This is a genomic window from Commensalibacter communis (assembly GCF_947179015.1).
GTDB classification, from domain to species: domain Bacteria; phylum Pseudomonadota; class Alphaproteobacteria; order Acetobacterales; family Acetobacteraceae; genus Commensalibacter; species Commensalibacter communis.
The window spans coordinates 930,904-954,723 of the sequence record NZ_CAMXCM010000001.1 but is presented as its reverse complement, the minus strand read 5'-3'; the positions used below and the strand labels follow the sequence as shown (position 1 = coordinate 954,723).

18 protein-coding genes are annotated in these 23,820 nt (G+C 37.4%); 11 read left to right on the top strand and 7 right to left on the bottom strand.

The window, feature by feature from the left end:
• Positions 1-5: 5 nt before the first annotated feature.
• The 3 genes from PQG54_RS04470 to PQG54_RS04460 form a co-directional block, all read right to left on the bottom strand.
• Positions 6-665 (bottom strand): lysozyme inhibitor LprI family protein, encoded by a 660-nt coding sequence (locus PQG54_RS04470; protein WP_271788675.1) that lies wholly within the window; start codon positions 663-665, stop codon positions 6-8.
• A gap of 12 nt (positions 666-677) precedes the next feature.
• Positions 678-2,894: a primosomal protein N' gene (locus PQG54_RS04465; RefSeq protein ID WP_271788676.1), complete on the bottom strand. Its 2,217-nt coding sequence runs from the start codon at positions 2,892-2,894 to the stop codon at positions 678-680.
• 119 nt (positions 2,895-3,013) lie between these two features.
• Positions 3,014-3,697 (bottom strand): DUF421 domain-containing protein, encoded by a 684-nt coding sequence (locus PQG54_RS04460; RefSeq protein ID WP_271788677.1) that lies wholly within the window; start codon positions 3,695-3,697, stop codon positions 3,014-3,016.
• Positions 3,698-3,836: 139 nt separating this feature from the next.
• Between PQG54_RS04460 and thiD the strand changes: the two genes are divergently transcribed.
• The 3 genes from thiD to PQG54_RS04445 are packed head-to-tail and all read left to right on the top strand — an operon-like array spanning position 3,837 to position 6,584.
• Positions 3,837-4,634: a bifunctional hydroxymethylpyrimidine kinase/phosphomethylpyrimidine kinase gene (thiD, locus tag PQG54_RS04455; RefSeq protein WP_271788678.1), complete on the top strand. Its 798-nt coding sequence runs from the start codon at positions 3,837-3,839 to the stop codon at positions 4,632-4,634.
• Positions 4,635-4,663: 29 nt separating this feature from the next.
• Positions 4,664-5,641 (top strand): tyrosine recombinase XerC, encoded by a 978-nt coding sequence (locus PQG54_RS04450; RefSeq protein ID WP_271788679.1) that lies wholly within the window; start codon positions 4,664-4,666, stop codon positions 5,639-5,641.
• A 1-nt stretch (position 5,642) separates the two neighbouring features.
• Positions 5,643-6,584 (top strand): aspartyl protease family protein, encoded by a 942-nt coding sequence (locus PQG54_RS04445; RefSeq protein ID WP_271788680.1) that lies wholly within the window; start codon positions 5,643-5,645, stop codon positions 6,582-6,584.
• Positions 6,585-6,587: 3 nt separating this feature from the next.
• On the opposite strand, the gene PQG54_RS04440 is transcribed toward PQG54_RS04445, so the two are convergent.
• Complete coding sequence (locus tag PQG54_RS04440; RefSeq protein WP_271788681.1) at positions 6,588-7,337, bottom strand: DUF4184 family protein; 750 nt, start codon at positions 7,335-7,337, stop codon at positions 6,588-6,590.
• A gap of 8 nt (positions 7,338-7,345) precedes the next feature.
• Positions 7,346-8,716 carry a DHA2 family efflux MFS transporter permease subunit gene (locus PQG54_RS04435; protein WP_271788682.1) on the bottom strand — a complete coding sequence of 457 codons (1,371 nt, stop codon included), beginning with the start codon at positions 8,714-8,716 and terminating at the stop codon, positions 7,346-7,348.
• Between the two features lie 241 nt (positions 8,717-8,957).
• Between PQG54_RS04435 and PQG54_RS04430 the strand changes: the two genes are divergently transcribed.
• The 8 genes from PQG54_RS04430 to PQG54_RS04395 are packed head-to-tail and all read left to right on the top strand — an operon-like array spanning position 8,958 to position 22,621.
• A complete protein-coding gene (locus tag PQG54_RS04430) occupies positions 8,958-11,894 on the top strand; it encodes a virulence factor SrfB (protein WP_271788683.1) in 2,937 nt (978 codons plus the stop codon).
• A gap of 17 nt (positions 11,895-11,911) precedes the next feature.
• Positions 11,912-14,545, top strand: a complete 2,634-nt coding sequence (locus tag PQG54_RS04425; RefSeq protein ID WP_271788684.1) for a virulence factor SrfC family protein — start codon at positions 11,912-11,914, stop codon at positions 14,543-14,545.
• Entirely contained in the window at positions 14,542-15,594 is a 1,053-nt protein-coding gene (locus PQG54_RS04420; protein ID WP_271788685.1) for a hypothetical protein, read from the top strand. Before PQG54_RS04425 ends, PQG54_RS04420 begins: the two co-directional genes overlap by 4 nt.
• The gene (locus tag PQG54_RS04415; RefSeq protein ID WP_271788686.1) at positions 15,591-17,582 is read left to right on the top strand and encodes a vWA domain-containing protein; all 1,992 of its coding nucleotides are present in this window, start codon (positions 15,591-15,593) and stop codon (positions 17,580-17,582) included. The genes PQG54_RS04420 and PQG54_RS04415 overlap by 4 nt, the downstream gene beginning before the upstream one ends.
• Positions 17,583-17,584: 2 nt before the next feature.
• Positions 17,585-18,289 carry an ABC transporter ATP-binding protein gene (locus PQG54_RS04410; RefSeq protein ID WP_271788687.1) on the top strand — a complete coding sequence of 235 codons (705 nt, stop codon included), beginning with the start codon at positions 17,585-17,587 and terminating at the stop codon, positions 18,287-18,289.
• Positions 18,286-19,509 (top strand): ABC transporter permease, encoded by a 1,224-nt coding sequence (locus PQG54_RS04405; protein WP_271788688.1) that lies wholly within the window; start codon positions 18,286-18,288, stop codon positions 19,507-19,509. Before PQG54_RS04410 ends, PQG54_RS04405 begins: the two co-directional genes overlap by 4 nt.
• The gene (locus PQG54_RS04400) at positions 19,506-21,056 is read left to right on the top strand and encodes a formylglycine-generating enzyme family protein (RefSeq protein ID WP_271788689.1); all 1,551 of its coding nucleotides are present in this window, start codon (positions 19,506-19,508) and stop codon (positions 21,054-21,056) included. Before PQG54_RS04405 ends, PQG54_RS04400 begins: the two co-directional genes overlap by 4 nt.
• Before the next feature lie 41 nt (positions 21,057-21,097).
• On the top strand, positions 21,098-22,621 hold the full coding sequence (locus tag PQG54_RS04395; protein ID WP_271788690.1) for a hypothetical protein: 1,524 nt from the start codon (positions 21,098-21,100) through the stop codon (positions 22,619-22,621).
• Here the strand turns inward: PQG54_RS04395 and PQG54_RS04390 are convergent.
• Both PQG54_RS04390 and PQG54_RS04385 read right to left on the bottom strand, forming a co-directional pair.
• Complete coding sequence (locus PQG54_RS04390) at positions 22,618-23,259, bottom strand: FMN-binding negative transcriptional regulator (RefSeq protein ID WP_271788691.1); 642 nt, start codon at positions 23,257-23,259, stop codon at positions 22,618-22,620. The genes PQG54_RS04395 and PQG54_RS04390 overlap by 4 nt on opposite strands.
• A complete protein-coding gene (locus PQG54_RS04385; protein ID WP_271788692.1) occupies positions 23,228-23,758 on the bottom strand; it encodes a hypothetical protein in 531 nt (176 codons plus the stop codon). The genes PQG54_RS04390 and PQG54_RS04385 overlap by 32 nt, the downstream gene beginning before the upstream one ends.
• Positions 23,759-23,820: the final 62 nt, after the last annotated feature.

Sequence of the window (23,820 nt, the reverse complement as noted above, 5' to 3'; positions counted from 1 at the left end):
ATTTCTTATTCATTTTCCTTTAATTGAGATTCAAGTATGGATACTTGTTCTTGTGTTCTTTCAATAAGACATTCAATTCTACTTGAATTTTTGTCATTAATATTTTTGTATTTATTACAAGCAATATCTTTTTCTTTAATCCACTCTCTTTCGTCTTTTTTGATATCTTTTTGCTTTTCATTGGAAGATTTGGATAAAACTTGTTTATAAACTAGGTTGAGTTGTTGATCTAATTTTTGATATTCATCCCATAAACAGCTTTTTATATTTGAATGTTGAGAACTCACTTGATAACATTGTTGGTAAATAGTGAGATATTTGATACGGCTATCTGTTTTCTGAGTTTGACAAACAACAACAGAAAAACGACCTTCATGTCCATATTCCATATCATTATAGAATCGATTACACTCATCTTTACTTTTAATCCATTTGATTTGTGACGATTTAAGTTGTTTCTGTTCGGGAACTGATAAATTTTGTATTATGGTATGATACAGCGTGTTTAATTGCTTATCACTTTTTTCATAATCAATCATAAGACAATTCATAATGTCTGCTGTCATAGGACTGCCATCGTTGCAGGCTTCTCTGGCAAGGGAAGTTTTTGCACAGAATAGAAATCCGAAAAGGGTTATAATTAAAAAAGAATTTTTTAATAGCATCTTATGTAATCTTTATAAAAATGAGATGGGATCAATATCCACATCAATCTTAACGCTTTTCTTAGCTTTTACGCTGGATAGCCATTGATGTAAAATCGGTTGAATAGCGATATGTTTTTGTGTTCTGAGTAACAACCGTTGCCGATAGCGATTGCGTAGTAAAGCCAAAGGTGCAGGGGCAGGGCCAAGGACTATGACACCTTCCATTTGTGGGGCGTTTTGTCCAAGTTCATAAGCAATTTGCATGGCTTCATCATTCGTATCTGCACTGACAATAATTGCAGCCAGACGACCATAAGGCGGCCAAAATCCCATTTGTCGTTCTGCGGCTTCTTGTAACATAAATTCATTAAAATCACCTTTAACCAATGTTTCCATGACGGGATGATCGGCAAGGTAGCTTTGTAACATGACGATCCCTGGAGATTGTGCGCGTCCAGCTCGACCTCCAACTTGGTGTAGCAGTTGCAATGTTTTTTCAGAGGCTCGTAAATCAGCACCACTTAGTCCAAGATCAGCATCAATCACACCCACTAACGTTAAGAAAGGAAAGTGCCAGCCTTTGGCGACAATCTGGGTGCCGATAATCAAATTAACTTCTTTTTTATCAATCTGACGGATGGCTTCTGCGGTGGCTTTGGGGCTGGTTAAATTATCACTGGACATTACAAGGATTTTGGCATCAGGAAACGATGCGCGTGCTTCTTCTGTAATTCGTTCTATCCCTGGTCCAATCGGAACCATACTATCTGGAGCAGCGCAGTGAGGACATTCTTTGGGAATAGGAATAAAATATTCACAATGATGGCAAACCAGTCGTTGAGTGCTGCGATGTTCGACTAACCACGCTGAACAATGAGGACACTCAAGGCGATGACCACAAGCACGACAAAGCGTCAATGGCGCATATCCTCGACGATTTAAAAAGAATAGAACTTGTTCGCCTTTTTCTAAGCGTTGTTGAGTGGCAGTGATTAACGGTGGCGATAAAAATAAGCCTCTATGGGGTGGAGTAGCCCGTAAATCGACAATTTGCACATCAGGCATGGATGCTCCGCCGTGACGTGCGGTCAAGGTTAAGTGATGATATTTGTGATGATACGCATTGGTCAGCGTTTCGAGTGATGGGGTCGCTGAGACTAACACAGCGGGGCAATTGGATAGTCTGGCTCGAACAATGGCCATATCTCTGGCATGGTAAATAATATTTTCTTCTTGTTTAAAAGAAGTTTCATGCTCTTCATCAATGATGATTAGACCCAAATGGGTAAAGGGGAGGAACAAAGCTGACCTTGCGCCGACGAGAACAGATACTTCATTTTTGATAACGGCTTGCCAAGTAAGTTTTCGTTGTTTGTTAGTTAAGTCAGAATGCCAAAGTGCAGGCTTAACGCCAAAACGTTTTTCAAATCGTTCTACCCATTGTGAAGAGAGTGCAATTTCAGGAAGTAATATTAAAACCTGTTGCCCTTGTTCAATACAAGTCGCGATGGCCTGCATATAAACTTCGGTTTTTCCTGAACCTGTGACCCCTTGTAATAAAGTAACAGAGAATTCTTTGTTATTGACTTTTGTGCTTAGAAAATCAGCAGCCTCTTGTTGCTCTTCTGATAATTGCGGGATATGAAAAGAGGGATCGGGTTCCAAGAAAGGAGAATGATAGGGGAGTAATTTTTCTTCTAGAATACCCGCTTTGGCAAGATTTTGAATGACACTAGAACTGACTTGTAATGCGTCCACTAAGAAGCCAGTGGTAAATGGGGATTCTTTACCCCTTAAAAATTGAAGAATTTTCTCACGGGCAGGGGTTATACGGAGTTTATCTGTTGGTAGATCAGATAAAACCCATCCTGTTTTAGGGGCGTTGGTTGAAGCATAGGTTTGAATGCCACGTAAAGCAATGGCTAATACTAGCCCTGGTGGTGATAATGTATAGGCAGCAACCCAATCTATAAATTGGAGTAGGATAGAAGGTAATGGAGGAATAGGTATAATTGAAATAATTGACTTTATTTTTTTTATTTTTTTAGGTTCTTCCTCGGGTAAGGCAATGCCTTTTGGTAAAGCATGTTTTTCCCAAATAACACCAATTTCTTCGCGATTATTCAATGGAACGATGACGATTGTACCAGGTATAAGAGAGCTATGTTCAAGTTCGAGCGGAACTTGATAATAAAAAGGTTCTATGAAAGGATAAGGTAATAATACAGGTAGAATATGAGGACACATAATACTCAGAATGATTTAATGATATATAATTACATTTATACTCTGATAAATGGTCGGGTGGCAAACTTAAGATTATGAATTATTTTAAATTATATGATTTGGCATAAAGTGTGAAATATCTAATTTGATTCTTTTAGTTTTAGCGTTACAGGAACCGTAACTTTTTTTCTGCTGTTGAGTGTAATAATAATTGTTTGACTATAATATTCCGCAATAAAGACTTCTTCTAATTTCAGATCATTATTTTCGAGTAAGTGCACAATAAAATCATTATCCGTATCAAATAATTCTAAGGGCAAACGTTGTATTTCACCTCTTAATATCAAGACGATAGAAGGCTCGTGTTGGTCTTTTTCAATAATGGTCAATTGTCCATTAGGTTCAACTTGGGCGTAATGAATTTCTTGAATAGAGCCAATACCTCTGGAATGTAAAATGGATAACAGGTTAATAATATCAATTTTATTATGTTTGTTATTAATTGTATCGATCATCAATTGACCATTTTTGATGATAATTATAGGATCACCCAATGTAAAAGATCGAAACATTTCAAATTCTTTTGCGACTTTGTTTAATATATGCATTAAAAAAGTGCCAATGATTAATACTAATACATAGGTGTAAACAGGTATTGTATCGCTATAAATAACGCCACCTATAATACCACCGAGGATAAAATTTCCGATTAAATCAATCGGTGACATTTGAGAGATTTGAGTCTTACCCGAAAGATTGAAATAACAAATGACAATGATAAAGCCGAGTATAAATTTAAGAAAAACTAATGCGAAATAGGTCATCAAAGCCTCTTTATTATCAAGACAATACTCAATTTAAATTATAAAGTATAAAAGATAAGCAATTTATTAAAAGTTATTTCTGAGTTATACCAAATATTTAGTTAAAGATGAATAATATAATTCTAGGGGAATAGGGTTGATGGTTAAAAATATTTTGACAATTGCAGGTACAGATCCCAGCGGTGGGGCGGGTATCCAAGCAGATATTAAAACTTTTTCTGCACTTGGAACCTATGCAATGTCTGTGATTACAGCCGTCGTTGCTCAAAATACTCAAGGGGTCAGGTCTTATCGAACAATGGACGCAGAATTTGTTGGGGAGCAAATTGATGCTGTGTTTGATGATATTGCTGTAGATGCTGTCAAAATCGGAATGTTGGCAAATGCTGACATTGTTAAAGTCGTGGCCTCGAAGCTAAAACAATATAATGTTAAAAACGTGGTTTTGGATCCTGTTATGGTGGCGAAAAGTGGTGATCCTTTGATTGATGAAACCGCTGTTGCCGCGATCAGAGATATTTTGCTCCCTCAAGTAACGATAGTCACCCCCAATATTCCAGAGGCTTGCGTTTTATTGAATAAAAAAGAACCGATTTCTTTGGATGAAATGGAAGTAGAAGCAAAGAATATATTACAACTAAATCCGCGATGGGTTTTGTTAAAAGGCGGTCATTTAACGGGTAATATTTGTCGTGATGTATTATGTAATTCACAAGAAACCTATGAATTCGTTGGCGAACGGATTATAACGAAAAATGATCATGGAACTGGATGTACGTTATCTTCAGCAATTACAGCCTTATTACCCACGATGACTGTTCCGAAGGCAGTTGAAAAAGCTAAGGCATTTTTAGAACAGGCGTTGCAATCAAGTCATCAATTATCTGTTGGTCACGGGCATGGTCCATTGCATCATTTTTGTAATTTATGGAAGTAAAAGATCAATTGTAGATCAGGGTAAAGTTAATGCGGGCTTTTGAATTATTACAACAATTTTTAGGATGGATGAAAGATAGCCGCAGAGCTTCGGAACACAGCTTGATAGCATATCAACAAGATCTAACACGATTTTTGGGTTTTCTAACACAGCATGTTGGTGAAGAGCCTACCAAAGATACTTTATCGATCATAAGTCACAAAGATTTGCGTTCTTGGTTAGCTGATGAAAATGACAAAGCGTCAAATAACCCACGATTAGGACATGGTCGCCATACGCAAGATGCCGCTATTCGCACACGTCGTCGCCGTTTGTCGGCTCTTAAGTCGTTTTATCGTTATCTAGCGCTTTATCACCAAGTTGAAAATAGTGCTGCAACATTACTTAGTACGCCAAAAACGAAACAGATTTTGCCTCATCCTTTATCGCAAGAAGAGGCAATGGCACTATCCAAAGATATTGCGATTGTCGATCAATCGCCGATTGCTCAAGGCAGAGACATTGCTTTATTTACGTTACTGTATGGTTGTGGTTTGCGGTTATCAGAAGCATTAGGGCTGGATTGGATAGATTTACATCATTCAAGGCTGGATGAAGAAGGGGGCGTATTACGAGTTACCGGTAAAGGAAACAAAGAGCGCCTGATCCCAATTTTACCGATGGTTGCAGAAGCACTAATGCAATGGAAAAAACAATATCCTGGCATTTCAGAAGGAAAAAATCCTGTTTTCATTGGATTACGTGGCAAACGATTAAATCCTTCGATTGCACAAAAAACAATGCGAGAATATCGTCGTATGATGGGATTATCTGATCTGGCAACACCTCATGCTTTACGCCATTCTTTTGCCACGCACATTATGCAAAATGGCGGAGATTTAAGGACTATCCAAACATTACTGGGGCATGTAAGCCTTTCAACAACACAGAAATACACATTGATGGATGAGGCACATTTGTTAAAAATATGGGAAAATGCGCATCCCCGTGCACGTCAGGATAAATAATATGAAAAAAACGCTAATATTTTGTTTTTTTAGCCTTTTTATTTTGTTACACAGTGCAGCCTCCAATGATGTGCAAGCTCAAACTTCGTGTGATTATGAAAAACTGGGACAAGCATCTTTAAAAGATGTTGGTGGTTTTTTATTGGTTACCGTCAGCATTAATGGACATCCATTTAATATGGTGGTGGATACTGGGTCAGAGGGCAGCTTAATCTTTCCAGAAGGGGCAAAATTATTAAACCTGCCCATTGATCCTAATCGTCAAACGGTTGTTCAAGGTCCAAGAGGTGGGCAAGAGCTTGTCAAAAATGTGTTTATTCGGCAAATGAAATTGGGACAATTAACGATTGGGCCTTTGTCTGTACCTTTGGGAAATTTACCAACTTATCCAAAGCTAGATATTCCAGTGATAGGGTTAATTGGTGGGGATATATTGTCCCATTTTGATTTGGATTTTAATATCAAATCAGGAATATTGTCTTTTTGGCATATCGAATCTAATTCTATGCTGTGTCACGTGCCTCCTTTTTGGGGCGATGAAATGCAATCAGTAGCATTGAAAATGATAGGTCATCGTCCTTTTGTTACGGTTAAAGTGGATGGTAAACCGTTGGTGGCATTATTAGATAGTGGCGCGCGTTCCCGAATTGTTTCGTTTGAAACAGCCATAAAAATCGGTGTGCCTTATCATGTTTTAACCAAAGATCCTGGTGGAATAGCCAGTGGTGTCGATATGCGCAGCTCTCGCTATTATTGGCATAAATTCAAAACATTTCAGTTGGGGCAAGATATAGAGCATAATCCAATCTTAACCGTTTCCCAGCTTTATGATTCAATGAATATGCTGATCGGATCAGATTGGTTCGCATCTCGTCATGTTTGGGTATCTTATTCTCGTCAAAAATTATACTTTATGAATAACCCAGCGGATAAAAAAAAATAAGTATCAGGTTTCATTCTTACGATACTTAATCCATAAAGCGATTATAAAGATGAATGCAAAGAAAACTAATTCAGCAATTCTTAACTCATTAAAGATAAATTTATTGATATTAAAAATTTTGTATTGTCGAGTAAGAAAATATGCAAAAGGGAGGCTTATTCCAATTGAAAGTATGGCTAACTTACAAAGCTGATACAGTTTGATAATATTTTGTTTTTGCTCATCAGGATTTAACTTTTTTTGATATTGTGTGTATTTTAAACAAAGATATAACAATCCTAAAACCGAACCAGCATATTGTAAGAATTTATATATTCGTAGTTCTTGCCTATTTGAGATCGTCTCAATCAGATTATATTGTAAGAAATGAATATTTTTAACAAAGTTTCCTGTTTCATGGGTAAACCCATCCCAAACTATGTGTGTAACGGCACCAATAAATAAAGAAAAAATAATGATAAGACAATTTGAACGACCCCATTGTTTACATGGTTCTATAGTTATGGGAAGTATTTTGTTCAAATTAGTTGAAAATATCGAAAGTATAATAAAAAGTAAGACACATAATGGAAATGCCGTATAAAACCAGCCGATAATATGATGAGCTTTCGTAGCCAGTTTGAATAAACCAACAGAGTAAAAAAGGTCAGGGAATATGCTGCCAATTATCAACGCTGGTAAATTAAGGAATTTTCCTATTTTAGATTGTTTGATTGGAAAAACAACGGCTGGATGGGAAAATGTCCAAGGCATGATGCGATCTAAATTCTTTTATTAGGTAATAAAACAAAAATAAAGGCACTAATAACCGTAATGATTCCAAGATATAGCCACGTAAAATGAAAATGAGTAGCAGGCAAAGCATGAAGATGAACTGTCTCATCCAAAGTTAATAGAATAGCAGAAATCGCAACGCCAGAAGCCATTGAAACTTGCATAACGGTTGATAATAAACAGCTGCCTGCAGGTTGTCTTTTAGGGGATAGATCTAATACAGTGACGGTATTCATTGCAGTAAACTGCATTGAATTTACAAACCCTGTGATGAACATTAAAACAGAGATTAAAACCCATCCAGAATGTTCATTAATCAGACAATAAGAAACATATGAAGCACTTAAGGCAAGGGTATTTATAAATAGAAAATTACGATAGCCCATTAATTTGATCGATTTTGAAACAAAAGGTTTTGCAACCATGGCAGATATTGCCAAGGGTAACATTGCAACACCACAAGCAACGGGTGATAAACCCAATAATCTTTGTAACATCAAAGGAATCATAAAGGGCACGGCACCACATCCTAGGCGAGCAACCAAATTTCCTAAAATGCCAATGGAAAAACTTTTAATTTTAAATAATTTTGGGCTGAATAAAGGATAATCATGATACAAAGATCTAATCCAATAAGCACCAAGTAATACTAATCCAACACAAAAAATAATCGTGGGGAGCGTATAGGCTGTTGTTTCACTATATAAGCTGAGTGCATAAGTGACCAACGCAATCCCAGCTGCAAAAATAAAATATCCCCATATATCAATCCGGACATTTTTGTCATTTTGAGTTGGAAAATGTTTCAATGCGAAATAAATACCAGCAATTCCAAATGGAATATTAATAAAGAAAATGACCGACCAATTCAAATAAGAAGCAATAATACCGCCAACAATAGGACCTATTAATGGCCCCATCAATCCAGGGATTGTTACCATACTTAATGCTTTGATTAACTGATCTTTGGGAAAAGTTTGTATAACCGCCAATCGCCCAACAGGCAGCATTAATGCTCCACCCATTCCCTGTATAATTCTGGCAGCCAAAAGCTCATTCATGGTGTTTGATATTCCACAAAGTAAGGAGCCAAGGGTAAAGATGAACAAAGCAATACAAAAAATCGTCCGACAGCTATATTTTTGACACAGAACGCCCGTCAAAGGAATGAACAAAGAATTCGCAATCATATAAAATATAATAATATTTTTGGTTGTTGCTAATGGCGAATGAAAGATGGTCGATAAATACGGTATAATCGTGTTAACAGAAGTTGTATCTAATGACGCCATAAAAAAAGCAATGGCGGCAACAATTGGTAACAAGGTCTTTTGTTTATCTTGATTAACAGCGTTCATGAGTATGTAAAAATATTCGTTTGTTGATTTGAATTCAGACGATTAATTCAAGTGTCTATAAATATAATTTATGGCTTTTATATGCATTTTATTGCAAAAAAAAAGCTATTATAGCTCAAAATAGATGTTTGTGTTGTTAAAAATGAAGCATAATTCATGTTATAAATTGATATTATTTGCCGCTTGGCTCATAGTAACTTACAAATGATTTGTTAATTAATGGTAGAAGAGTAAACAGCGTATGAACCGTACCATCACGTTAATACCCGAGAGTGGATTGCAATTTTGGCCCGTATTATTTTCAACTGAACAGATCAAGAATATTCGATGTTGGTTTTGGGAAGAACGTAACGGTGAATACGAAGATGGTAGCCCACGCTATATATTACATGCTTTGCAAGAAGATACAGAAACTGGAGTTATTAAAGATCCCTTGACAGGTCGTGTTCCTCCAGAAGATCAGATTTATGATGTTTCTTGGAAATCTGTTGTTCAACTCTTACAAAAACAATGGCTTCCTTTACCTTTTTTCGCATTACTTTCTGCTGAACAAGGTGGGGATAAATTGTTCCGTAAAGGGCCTGGAAACTGGGTGCGTGGTCGCTTTGCAGAGCTTGAAGAGGGTGAAATACGTCTTGATTTGGTTTTTGATACTAGTTTAGAGGAACTACATGAAGATGGTGTGTATAATGCACCAACTTTTGAAGATAGCCAACGACAAGATCATTTCAAGTTTGTTTCTTCGTTACAAGAAATCGCTTGGTTTTTAAATGAGGCTTGGGTTGGCGATTGGCTGTTAAAGGTTCAACAAGAAGCTCAGGAAAAAGCTGCGCAAAAATCATTCGCAGATCGTCCATATTATTGTTGGCATTATGCTGTTTATCAAACTTTTTTACAGATTTTACAAATTATCCAGAATATGCCAACTATTCATTTGCTAGATGGCAATACAGAAAAGAATATCCAAAATGTTGTAGAAGTTGATTTGGTTCTAGATCTAGGGAACTCACGCAGTTGTGGTATTTTAATTGAAGATCATTTAGGGCAAGACCTAAATTTTTCTAATAGTTACCCTCTGACCTTGAGGGATTTATCACGACCTTATTTAGAATATGATCAACCTTTCCCAAGTTGCATTGAGTTTGCTAAGGCAAATTTTGGTAATGATTTGCTTTCCCGTCGTTCAGGCAGAACAAAAGCATTTTTTTGGCCAAGCCCTGTCCGAGTTGGATTTGAAGCGGCTCATTTAGCAGGGATGCGTATTGGAAATGAAGGGTTAACTGGGCTTTCTTCTCCTAAGCGGTATATATGGGACAGCCGTTTATCGTTACAAAGCTGGCGATATAACAGCCGTTCAATCAGTGATGGTGGGCGGATTATTGATCCACCTGTCAATGGGGCGTTTATGGCAATGATTTCACCTGAAGGGCGTGTCTTATCCGATGAAGAACGAGCATCAGGGCAGAATATTGCTACTCAACCAAATTTCTCTCGCAGTTCTTTATTTACGTTTATGTTTGTCGAAATCTTGATGCAAGCCCGTTTGCAAATGAATTCTCCTCAAAATAGAGAACAGCGCCAAGATAAAACATTGATGCGCAGGTTACGATCTATTGTGTTGACTATGCCCCCTGGGATGCCCGTAGCCGAACAAAAGATATTACAAAACAGAACCAAGGCAGCCATTGATTTATGCTGGAAAATGCTTGGTCTTTCATGGAATACGCGTCCACAACTACAATGTCGTTTGGACGAGGCAACGGCTACGCAAATTGTCTGGCTTTATAATGAGATCACAGAACGTTTAGGTGGGAATGTGGATGAATTTATGCGGTTACATGGTCGGTTACGCCCTAATGCAGATCGAAATGAACAGCTTGAACCCTCCATCAGAGTAGCTAGTTTAGATATTGGTGGTGGCACGACTGATTTAATGATTAGCTCTTATACTGTTCCTTCTGGAGAAACCATTTGCCCTAAGCAAGAATTTAGAGAGAGCTTCAAAGTTGCTGGGGATGATATATTAGAACATTTAATTACTCATGTGGTTTTGCCTCCTTTAGCAGAGGCATTACAACAAGCAGGGGTTCAGGATACGCAGGCATTATTAAGCCGAATGATTGGTCAAGATTGGGGTGGACAATCTGAACAAGAGCGTCATTTAAGAAAATTATTTGTTAGTACTATTTTAGAACCTATCGCTATTGCTGTTTTAAAAGAATATGAAGCAATGACCGATCGTAGTATAGAAGGGTTAACGCCTTTTTATGTCAGGGAGGTTCTTGGGCAGGATAAAGAAACGATTAATCGCTCTGCCAGTTATATTCATCGCCAAGCAGAATTAGCAGGTGCTCTCAATTTCAATATTTCTGATGTAAAAATTGCAATTAAAGTTCAACATATTGAGGCGTCGATATCGCACGTTATGGGTGAAGTTATATCGAATTTATGTGAAGCGATTTGGTCGTATAATTGTGATGTTTTGTTAGTTTCAGGACGACCATCACGGTTCAGACGTGTTGTTGATATGATTAAAGCTGCTATGCCTGTGCCCCCGCATCGTATTGTTGGTATGTATCATTACCGTGTGGGTGCTTATTATGCTTTTCGTGACGCAAGGAACAGAATTAGCGACCCCAAGACAACGGTTGTTGTGGGGGCTTCACTTTGTTTACAAGCAGAGGGAAAGTTACAAAATTTTGTCCTTAGAGCGCGAGATTTGAAAATGTATTCCACAGCGCGCTTTATTGGACGTTTAGAAAAAAATGGTCAATTGCGTAATAAAAATGTATGGCTTTCAAATATTGATTTAGAAGGTCAAGCCTCTGAAGATGTGGGCTTTACAATTAACGATTTTGAAAATACTACCCGTATTGGTTTCAGACAGCTGGGCATAGAACGCTGGCCAGCGTCTCCTTTATATACACTAGAATTTGGTAATTTCCCTGGGTTTAATAAAGTATCTTTACCTCTGACCGTTAAGATTGTGCGACAAGATATCGATTTTGACAAAGAACAAGCACAAAATGATTATTCAGGTAGAGAGCAATTTAAAATTGCAGAAGTAACAGACCAAAAGGGTGAACAATATCCGCCTCGAATTTTATCCTTACGATTGCAAACCATGCAAAATGTCGAAGGATATTGGCGAGATACAGGTCGCTTTACGTTAGCTTAAGGAAAGATATGATTAAGATGGTTAAAGATAATCAAGAAATGATCCAAACACTACAAGCGCGTAACAGTGAGGTTTTAAAAGCCTCTGACCAAGCTTTGTCTTGGTTTGATGATAACCCAAAAGCAGTCAAAGGGGACGGTGAACGTCTCAAAGCAACGTTACGACGATTTCGCCGTCAAGCACGTCAATTAAACCGAGCCTGTCGTCAACCACCAGCCATTGCTGTGTTCGGGGCATCTCAGTCTGGAAAGTCTTATTTAGTTTCAAGTTTGGCTACTAAGCCAGGGAAAACTTTGGAGGCTCATTATCAAAATGAAAAGCTAAACTTTCTGCAAGATATGAATCCTCAAGGAGGGAATGAATCAACAGGGTTGGTTTCTCGTTTTACCACCAGAACACCTCAGGTGATACAAGATAATATGCCTGTGCCTTTACGGTTATTGTCCGCAGTGGACATTATTAAGATCTTGACCAATACATCCTTGGAGGATTTTAAGGTCAAAGAATTATCGATGGAAGATAAACAGATCGATGCTTTATTTGATGCTGCTGGGGCAAGCGCGAATACGACTAACGCTGTTATAGATTTAGATGATATCGAAGGATTAATGGAGTATTTGCAGGCTTTATACCCTGATTATCAACGCTTGGAAAAATTAGGGGATGGATATTGGGACAAATTAAAATTGCTTGTTCCTCATTTACCTGCCAGTGAGTCCGTTAGTTTATTTTCACCTTTATGGAATGGCTTACCTCAATTTACCAATTTAGCACGCTCATTATTTGTTACCTTGGAACAACTAGGTCAACCAGATTTTGTGCATTGTGCAACAGATGCGTTACGCCCCAGGGAAAGAAGCATCTTAAATGTGGAAACACTTTTCACACTTGGACAATCCGATCATGGTGATAGTGTTGCGTTATTCACCCCAGATCAAAAAACTGTAACGATTGATCGTTCAATTGTTACGGCGTTAACAGCAGAGATTACCGTTCCCGTAGGGGACGCGCCTTGGTCATTTTTAGAAGAAACGGATTTATTAGACTTTCCTGGGGCTAGGTCTCGGGAAATTATTTATGACCCTCAAGATTTTTTGCAAGCACCAGAGGCTTTGGGACGATTATTTTTAAGAGGTAAAGTCGCTTATCTATTTCAACGCTACGAAGCAGAACGAGAAATCTCGGCAATGCTTTTATGTATTGGGGATTCTATACAAAGCGTTTCTACACTGCCAGGTATGATTGATGGGTGGATTAAAAGCAGTATTGGTGCGACATCAGCTGACAGAGCCAAACAACGGGATAATTTATTCATTGTTTTAACCAAGTTTGATCGCGAATTTGAACAAAAAGATGGGGATGCACCTTCTTCTGGATTTCGTTGGACGGCTCGGATTAACGCAAGCTTGCTTGATTTTTTTAAAACAAGCAGCTGGGTCGAAGATTGGAAAAATCTACAACCTTTCAATAATGTATATTGGTTACGTAGCCCTGCAATTAAATTTCCAGCAATAATGGATTATAAGCAAATTGATGGCGTTGAAAAAGAGTCTGGTATCGCTTCAAAATCACAATCATTAGTTGAAACAATGAAACAAGCATATTTATCGAATAGCTCTATTCAACGTTATATTGCTAATCCTGAGAATGCTTGGGAAGCGGTCTTAATGCCAAATGATGGTGGTATCTCTTATCTAGCCCAAGCGTTAGGTCAAGTTTGTGATGGTCGGTTAAAGTTTGAGCAAATCTCTGCACAATTAGAGCAATTTTGTGCTAATTTATCTCGGTCTATAGCCCCATATTATCATAGTGGTAATAAAGAAGAAGCGATTAAAAAAGCATCATTAGAAGGTCAAACCATTGCTCGTTCTTTGATGAAATGCGTTGCTGTTCAAATGTTTGGTCCATTATTATCTTGCCTGCAAGTGACACGCGATCAAATGATAGAAGCATGGCGTAATTTAGAGACTCAATCCAGTAATCAGAAGTTTTTGATGGGGAGAGCCAGTGATGTTGATAGCTTGTTTCAAGATATGTTCCCTAATGCTGAAGAAGATGCACCCCAACAATCGACTACGGAAGAACAAGAGAGCGCAAAAGATCGACATGAGCAATATGCTGACCTTGCATTGGCAAAATGGAACAATGCTATGGAACATTTTGCAGGGCAAGAACATGTTACAGAAACTTACCTCGTTCCTTCAGAGCAATTGGTCGCTTTAACAGCAGATATTGCATTATTATCTAGACGACTCAACTTGCGCGATCAATTGGCTGATAAATTACGAAAAAATGCATCGCTAACAGGCAGTGCGTCTTTGAGAGGCGAAACACAAGCATTATTAGCAGAAATTGAAATAGGTAATTTTGTGAATTGGTTGGGATATTACGATGTTCCTCTTGACCAACGTCCAATGACCCGAGGGTTAAAAGATGAGCATGTTTTTACTCCCAAAGAAGAGCTCAAAGGAATATTAATATTGCCAGAGCAACCAACACCTTATAATGAACGTTTTGTCAGAGATTGGATTTCTGCATTAGTGCAAATTTTTGAAGAAAATGCAGGAGCTTCTGAATTGAATGGTATAGATCCAGCAGCAAATGAGTTATTAGGCAGAATTATTTCAGTATTGGAGCATAAAGACAAATGAGTTCTCAATTAAAAGTTTTTGCTTCTGCGCCTGGGGAAGCAGTTATTGCCGTTGTTGGACAAGCAGAGCATTATGGAAATAAATTAACGATTTCATTTCCTCAATTTTCCTCTATTGCTTCACAACCAGTCTTGCAACAAGCTGTTGAAGGGAATGATCTGTTATTAACGATTGATGCTGACAGTCTTGGTGATATTTTAGAACCAGATAGTCCATATCAAATTAAAATCCCAGAGCTTGAATGTGTCGCCACAGTTATTTGGCCTGAAATTATTGCCAGAAGAGGGAATAGTAAAGGGGTGATTAATACGATTGGAGCTTCTTCTAAAACGACATCTATTATTGAAGAAAAAGAAGAAATCCAAATCCAACCTGAAATTCAGCCTGAACCTATCGTTCAATCCGAACCAGTGATTGAGGAGGAAGCACCTTTGCTTCATGAAGAATCAAAAAGTTCTTCTTCAATGCCATTTATTGCATCTATTGCTGCAATTTTTGTTATTGCAGGTGCTGGTGGAGCCTTTTGGTATATTCAGCACAAAAAACCGCAGCCTGAAGCAAAGAAAGAGCAAGTTGTTAAGAAAGAAGAGCCTAAAAAAGAACAACCTAAGGCACCAGAGATTGCTAAAACTCAACCTCCAGCAGCTCCTAAACCAGAACCTTCCTTTGCAGAAACATTACAAAAGATGTCTGTTCCTGATGTGATTAATAAAGCACCCAATACAGTGTTAATTACCAAAGAAGGCAAACGACGGCTTGAAGCCAAACAATATGATGATGCCGTTTTATTATTGGAAAATGCTGCTTCCAAAGGGGACGTTACGGCGATGTTAACATTGGGACTTTTATATAGCCCTGTTAATTTTAAAGAAGGTGGTGCTATTCCAAGTCCAGACATGAGGGAAGCGGCAAGATATTTTCAAAAAGCCGTAGAGGGTGGATCAAAAGAAGCAGAAGCCCCCAGAGCATCTTTAAAAGAGTGGCTAACGAAAAAAGCAGAGAGCGGAGATGATATGGCACGTTTAACTTTAAAGGATTTCTGGAAATGAAATTAACTCATTTTCGTTTGCTACTACAAACCAGTGTTGCAATTATTGTCGTCTTTGCAGGCAGTTTATATGTTTATGCAGAAACCCCTGATACCGCACCAATATCTCCAACATTGAATAAAGATGCTGCCCCGACAGTGCCGTTGTTGATGGAAGGGAAACATACACTTTATCAACGTGTGATTTCACGACCTGGTGGCGTAATTTCTCCTGAACCTTCACAGGAAAATTCAAAACCATTAGAGGGATTTAAGGTTTTTTATGTGTATCAACGGCATAAAGATGCACAAGGAAAAGAAGACTGGATTCAAGTCGGGCATGATATTAGAGGACATGTAGCAGGCTGGATTCCAGCCGATAAATCTGTGAATTGGTCACATACATTGGTGGGAGCTTTCACAAATCCAGCAGGCAGAGAGCGCTCTTTATTCTTAAAAACAGAACAAGATGAAAAGGAGCTGATTACAGATCCTAATCTTTCACAAAAATCTAAAGAATTAACGCAAGCGGCTCTGGGGGGTAATTCTGACAAAGTCATTGCCATGGAGCCAACCAATTACGTTGATATTACCAAGAATTTTTATTTATTACCTATTCTGGATGCACAACAGATTGAACGCCCTAGTGGTCCACCATTACGGTTGTTGCATGTTATTTCTGCTCCTTCACAACCCACTGGTCAAACGAATGCATCGCCTGCAAATTTAAGAAATTTTAAGGCTAGCCTCGTATTTGTAATGGATACGACGATCAGTATGGAACCTTATATTGAACAAACACAAAAGGCAGTTAAATCAATTGTTGATCGCATTCAAAATACTGCGGTCAAAGATAATTTTCGTTTTGGCTTGGTTGCATATCGTGACAGTTTAAAAGATAATCCTGGATTAGAATATGAAACCAAAGTTTATGCCAAACCTGATTTTGATAAGCCAATAGATATTATTAATGATTCGATTTCAATTGTTCATGATGCCGAAGTATCCTCTAAATCCTTTGACGAAGATGCAATTGCAGGGATTAAAACGGCTTTGGATGAGGTGGATTGGAATCAATCCGCAGGTCGTTATTTGATTCTGGTTACAGATGCGGGTGCCAGAGGCGCAGATCATCCTAATAGTATAACAAAATTAGGTATTGAAGAAATCAGACAGCTGGCGGAATCTAAAGGCGTTGCAGTATTTGTGGTTCATTTATTAACGCCTGCAGGGCAAAAAAATAATGATCATAAAACCGCCGAAAAACAATATCGTGCGTTGAGTAAATATGGAACAGCTGGCTCCCTATATTTCCCTGTGAAAGGTGGAACGCCTGAGGCTTTTGCAGAGGTTATTCAAACCTTATCAACATCTTTGTTGCAACAAGTATCCAATACAACAGGTCGTCCAGTTGCGGGATTAAATCCTGATGCGAATAATCCCAAACAACAAGCTATACAAAAACAGTTACAGGTTGTAAGCCAAGCAATGAAGTTGGCTTATGTTGGAAAAGAGGAAAAAACATCAGTTCCAGATGTGGTATCTAGTTATACTACGGATCGAGATTTATCTAATCCCATGAAGAAATCTGTTGAGGTTCGTGTCTTATTGACCCGAAACCAGCTTTCTGATTTAGCACAAGCTTTACAAATTATTCTTAAAACTGGACTAGCTGGTCGTACAGAACCACAAACTTTCTTTACGCAATTACGCTCTGCGTTTGCAGCTGCTGCCAGAGACCCTTCTAAAATTGCACAATCTGAGCAAATTGGCGGAATGCTTGGCGAGTATCTCCAAGATTTACCTTATAAATCTGATATTATGAATATTTCAGAAAAGGATTGGTTGGCAATGGGTGCTATTGCCCAAAGAACCATCTTAAATAATGTTGAAAGTCGCTTACGTCTTTATCAAGAATATCAAGCACATCCAGATTTATGGGTCAATTTAAGTGGGAATAATGATCCAGGCGAAGCGGTATTTCCCGTTCCGTTAGAGGCTTTACCTTAACAATGTCGAAAAAGCAGACGAAGGAAGTTTTTTATCTTAAAAAAATATCCCGTCAGTTTTCTGGCGGGATTACCATAGAGATTGCTACAGCTAGTATTTGTTTAGGGGATAAGATTTTAATTTCCGGACCCTCTGGTTGTGGAAAAAGCACGATGCTTGGGATGCTATCTTTGGCATTGAAACCTGACCGTGGCAAAATATTTCTTTGTGACAAAGTGGATATTTTAGAGAAATGGAAGCGGAATAAACGTGACGATTTGGCAATGTTAAGAGCCGCTTTATTTGGCTTTATTCCACAAACGGCTGGGCTTATTCCTTTTTTGACTATTCAAGAAAATATTTTGATGCCTCAGGGTTTGATTGGTAAAAAAGATCAAGATTGGTTTCTTTATTTGGTTCATAGATTGGAAATTAACACCATTCTATCCCATAAACCTCATCAGGTTTCCGTGGGGCAAAGGCAGAGAGTAGCTGTTGCTCGGGCATTAATAAACCATCCTTTGATTGTCTTGGCTGATGAACCCACAGCGTCGGTGCATCCTTCTTTGGCTGACGGAATATTAGAATTATTGATAGAGACTATTCAAGAAACTGGGGCTGCGTTGATTATGACCTCTCACGATACCAAAAGAACATTGCAATATGGGTTAACTGAATTTCCTTGCGAGATGGACCCCCAAAATCAAATCACTAGGTTATATTTATGAAATATAAGCGTTTTCATGGGGCTTTGTCAGCAAAATTTGCTTGGAAAGATTTAAAGAGTGAACCCATTTTGTCTTTGTGTTTAGTGCTTGGTATCGTTGCAGTATTAGCGCCTTTGATCGTAATTGCTGGCTTGCGTAGTGGTGTTTTAACGAGTGTCCGACAAACATTGTTGGAAGATCCTCATGCCAGAGAGATCGTTAATATCTCGAACCGTAGTTTCACGGATCAAACACTAAAGCAACTTGCCAATAGAAAAGATGTTCAGTTCCTTGCCCCCAGAACCAGAACGCTGGCTGCCAGTTTATTTATGGAAAAACAAGGTGACTTGGGCAGTGGTCGACATATCATGTTAACACCTACAATTAAAAATGATCCTTTATTAAAAGATATTCATCCTTTTATAGAAAATAATCAGGAAATTATTTTATCACAGTCAGCAGCCAACCATTTACATGTTAAAAAAGGGGATGAGATTACAGCTTATTTAAATCGTATTTTGAATGGACAAAAACAACAAGTTCAATTTCCTCTTAAGATTATAGGGATTGTTCCGCCTTCAATTACGGATCAGGATAGTGCTTATGTGACCTTATCTTTGGCAGTTGGCATAGAAAATTATCAAGACGGGATCAAAGATTGGTCGCCACAATTAAAAGATTTGCCTTTGCCTACGCAAACAATTTATTCGGGTTTTCGTTTATATACGCATAATATTAATGAGTTGCCCACGTTGGATGCTGATTTACGTAAATCTGGGATCGATATTATTTCCAAAGCAGGGGACGTCGAAGGGCTATTATCGTTGGATAAACGTTTATCTTTGCTATTTATCTGTGTTGCTTCTTTGGGTGGATGTGGGCTATGTATTTCGCTTGGCGCTGGTTTATGGGCGAATACAGAACGAAAAAGAAAATCATTGGCTTTGTTACGATTTAATGGATTTAGTGCCTTGGATTTAATTTTATTTCCCTTGGTGCAAGCCATTATCCTCGCATTATCAGGGGCTATTATTGCATTGGGTGCAGCCTATGGTGCTGGTCAACTCATTAATATGTTATTTAGCTCTGTCTTGCCTCCAAATCATGCTTTATTTTTACTGAATAACTGGATTATTTTTGGTGCCTTAGGACTAACGGTCATGGGGGGTATTATTGTCAGTTTATTATCAGGGAATCGTGCTGCAAAAATTCAACCTTGGGAAGGGGTCACTGCATTATGAAATTAATCATTTATGGTTTAGCCATTATAGGGGGATTGACCTCGTTACCTGCTTTTGCAGCAGATCCTTCATGGACAAAAAATCTCATTGATCCTCATCCTTTACCTGATGATTTTACATTACCGATGCCTTGTGGTGGCGCAATGGTATTTAGGGCTATTGAAGTGCCGTCTGAAGGAGGCGTATTGGATGATATTCCTGTACAAATGGGACAAACGAGTGCAGATCAAGGATATAGTAATTATATCCATCAATCCCCTCTATCAGCACCGTTTTCATCCTCTAAAACAGGTGTTAAGGTCTATTATATTGGCAAGTACGATGTTACGCGTAACCAATATGATGCAATTATGAATAACGGCACTTGCCCCAAGGCAGATCAAGCGGGGCAAAAAGCGATGAATAATGTGTCTTGGTTCGATGCCCAAGATTTTTCAAAGAAATGGTCTATTTGGCTTTTACAAAATGCTAAAAAAGATTTGCCCAAACGCGATACTAGCTATGGCTTTATTCGTTTACCAACAGAATCTGAATGGTATTATGCGGCTCAAGGTGGGAATAAAGTCAGCAATACAGAATTCTTGGAGCCCACCTGGCCAATGCCAGAAGGGATCGAACAATATGTTATGGCGGGTTCAGAGCTAGCGAATGGTCAAGTTCAAGCTGTTGGGGCGATGAAACCTAATCCTTTGGGATTATATGATATGTTGGGTGAAGTTGGGCAAATGATGCAAGATTATTATCATTTGAACAGAGTAGGGCGCTTACATGGTCAAACAGGCGGGATTGTTGTTAAGGGAGGGAATTATAATTTCAATCCATCTGATCTTAATACGGCTTTGCGTGAAGAAATCCCTTTATATGATGCTAATAGCAATGAGCCCACCAAATTAGCGACAATGGGTTTTCGAGTTGTTATTGCAGCCCCAAGTTTAGGCAGTTTACAAGAAACTAATCAAGCACAGAGTCAATTTGCAGAATTGTTACAAAAATCTGAAAATATTTCCTCTGATACGCATCAATTGATTAATAATTTAAAAAATCAAACGACTGATGCTACTACCAAAGCAGGATTAGATCGTATAGGAGCCCAATTAGATTCCGATGCCAGAGCTAGAAATGATGCCCAAACTGCAACGATGCGTGCACAAATAGAGGCTTCAGCTGCATTGGCAATGAATATATGGGAGCATCAACATACTATTCACATGTTGGAAGAATCTTTATCTACATTGAAAATGCTTAATGAAAAGCAAAAAGCTGGAATTACAGCTAATATTAACAATCACAAAAAGATCATGAAAAATTCTGTAGAAGGATATTTAGACCTTATACGGCAAATTGCAGATGCATCTTCTGCGATAGATAAAACCAAACAATTTTCAATGGTTATCACTGCCTTTAAAACCAGACAACTTGATAATCTAGCTTTTTTTGCGGATCAAACACAGAATTTATTGTCTACTCCGAAAAAACAATGGACTGTTGATTATGTAACCAAACAAATCAGCGCAATTCCTGCTACACAGGCACGAGATAAAGAATAAAAAACTACTCATTTTAACATTTAATATAATAAGGATAAATCGTGTTAAAATTAGATAAAAACATTATAATTTGTTTTGTATTATTTTTTATTTCGATATCATTCTATATCTATCGTAATATTGTTGGAATAGGTTTTTTGCCTTTTGGGGATGAAACTGGACATTTTTTAGGTGCAATAACCATCCAACACCATGATATATTGTATCGTGATTACATTGATGAACATGGCCCTTTAATTTTCTTAGTAACTTGGTTACTCGGACAAATTGTAGGGTTTAGTAAAATTTGGTTGCTTCGATTAGTTTCTACTTTTTTTATAGCCATGTCTGGAATAAGTATTTTTTACAGCCCAATTTTTAATAACCTACACCAGCGTTTGCTTGCTACAGCATTATGGTTTTTTGCGATGTCCAGTGTTTGGACAGTACAAGGATTGTATTTAGATAGCTATTGGACTGTTGGTGGGGCTTTAACAGTCATTGGTTTAGCAACTGTAATATTTCCAATGCTTTGTAAGAGTCCAATACTTACGATTCATGCTTTTATTGGTGGGGCAGCTATTGGGTTATTGCCTGCTACTGCTTATAGTTTTAGCTTTGTGCCTTTAACTTTTTTTATAGTGGTTGCATATATAAGCATTTGCAAGCATCATGAGTATCGTAAGATTTTTTTATTCAGTCTGTTAGGTTGTTGCTTTGCTAACCTGCTTGTTATGATGTGGCTATTGATTTATGGTGACTTGAAGGGATTGATAGTTTACCATTTTGTATTAAATCAATTTTACTATATCAACTATGTATCTGTTGGATTGAAAACGTTAATAGATAGTTTTATACCAAGTTTTTGTAACGACCATTTAATATCTAATTTAGTTGTATATACTTTTATTCTTGGTAGTATTATTTTATTTTGTATATCAGCCTATAAAATGAGTGCATTAATTATAATATTAGGCGTATTAACTTTGCAATTAAGAGGCAGCGTAGGTTTTCAAAATGGAGCATTCTTAATAGCAAGTTTTGGATTGTTTATTTTGTCTTTTGTACGAAAAACAGAAAATAAACCAATATTATCAATTTTTTCATCAGTTTTAATAATGTCAATAATGGTTGTTCATGGTAAATATGCTACGTCTTCACCTTTTGGTGAAACCATGGATAAACGAAAAAATATAACTTGGAAATTATTTGGAGAAAGACTTGATTTAGGCTTTACTTCAGAGATTCAAAAATACACTAAGGCAGACGAACGTATATTAGTTATTCCATATAATCCTGATGTCTACATCTATGCAAATAGATTACCTATAAAAAAATATCATGCTTATTTACCTTGGGAAGCAGATTACGCACAGCATTCTTGGAATGGATACGAAAGAGATATTTGCAAAGATTTACCTCTTGAAAAACCACCAGTAATATACTTTGATAATTATATAGTTTGGGGGCAATTTCCAGCTGAAAAATACATGCCATGTGTTCTTGATTTTATGAAGATAGAATATACGAGGCTACCCAACAACTCTTATGTGTATGTAAGAAATGATTTGATTCATAAGAATTAATTATTGTTTAACTGATCCTGCATAAGCTGAGCAACTTTTATTCCATCGTTATCTTTGGTTTCTCGTAAACCATTGATAATGCTTTGTTGAGTATCTTCATTATAATTTTGGCTTAATTTATATTTTCCTTTAATCTCCGTAATCGTAATTCTGATTCCGATAATGGCTTTCAACATGGATTGAATATAATCTGTGGGGGCATCTCGGACATGCCAAGGCTCGTTAAATCGCTTTTCATTAATATCCGTTATTTTTGTAACAATAGATAATAACTCTTGAGGGTCTTGAATAAATTCTATTTTTCCTCGAACATGGACCATAACATAATTCCATGTTGGTACAACTTTGTGGTGTGTTTGTTTCGCAGGATACCATGATGGGGTGATATAATGATTTGCACCTGTAAAAATAACAAGTGCTTCATCATTTGTCAGAGGCTCTTTCCATTGCGTATTTGCTTTGGCAATATGTCCATATAAAACACCTTTTTCTTCTTGTTGTGTATCTAAAAAAAGAGGAACAAAGCTGGCTTCAACTCCATAAGAATGTTGAGTAATAATATGTGCAACTTGAATGTCTTTGATTGCAGTATGTAACAACTGTAAATCATTTTCTTTGAAATGTTCTGGGATATACATTTTTGTCCTTAGGTGAAATTAATAATAAATTGGCCTCATGTTGATATTTAGAAATTTTATCCTTAATTACACGAGTATATGTATATTGAGGAAGTTTGCCCAACCATTGTTGAATAATCTCTATTTGCGTTTGCACAGCTTCCAAAAGATGAGGCGAGTTATTAAAATCCCATGTTTCATCGCACCAATCAAGCGCGTCGTAAAGATCAAGCCAACCTGGATATTTAATTGCTTTATCGGGATATATGGGTAGTTTAGATAAAAATTTAGCTTCTATTTTACTAAATATATCTAATAATTCAATAGGTTGTATTTTTTGGTCTTGATATGCATATAAAAAATATAAGAAAAAGAAAGCAGTCAGAACTTCACATTCTAAATTATCTTTATTAAAACTAGGGTCTGTTTTTTGAATAATAGACAGTAATAAAGATTCAAAATGTGTTTCTTGATATAAATTTTCAAAAAGCTCTAGTGAAGCATTTTCAAAATGATCCATATAATGACTGATTAAATCATTACTTATTTTTTGGGACGACTGGCAGTAATAGAGTTGAATAT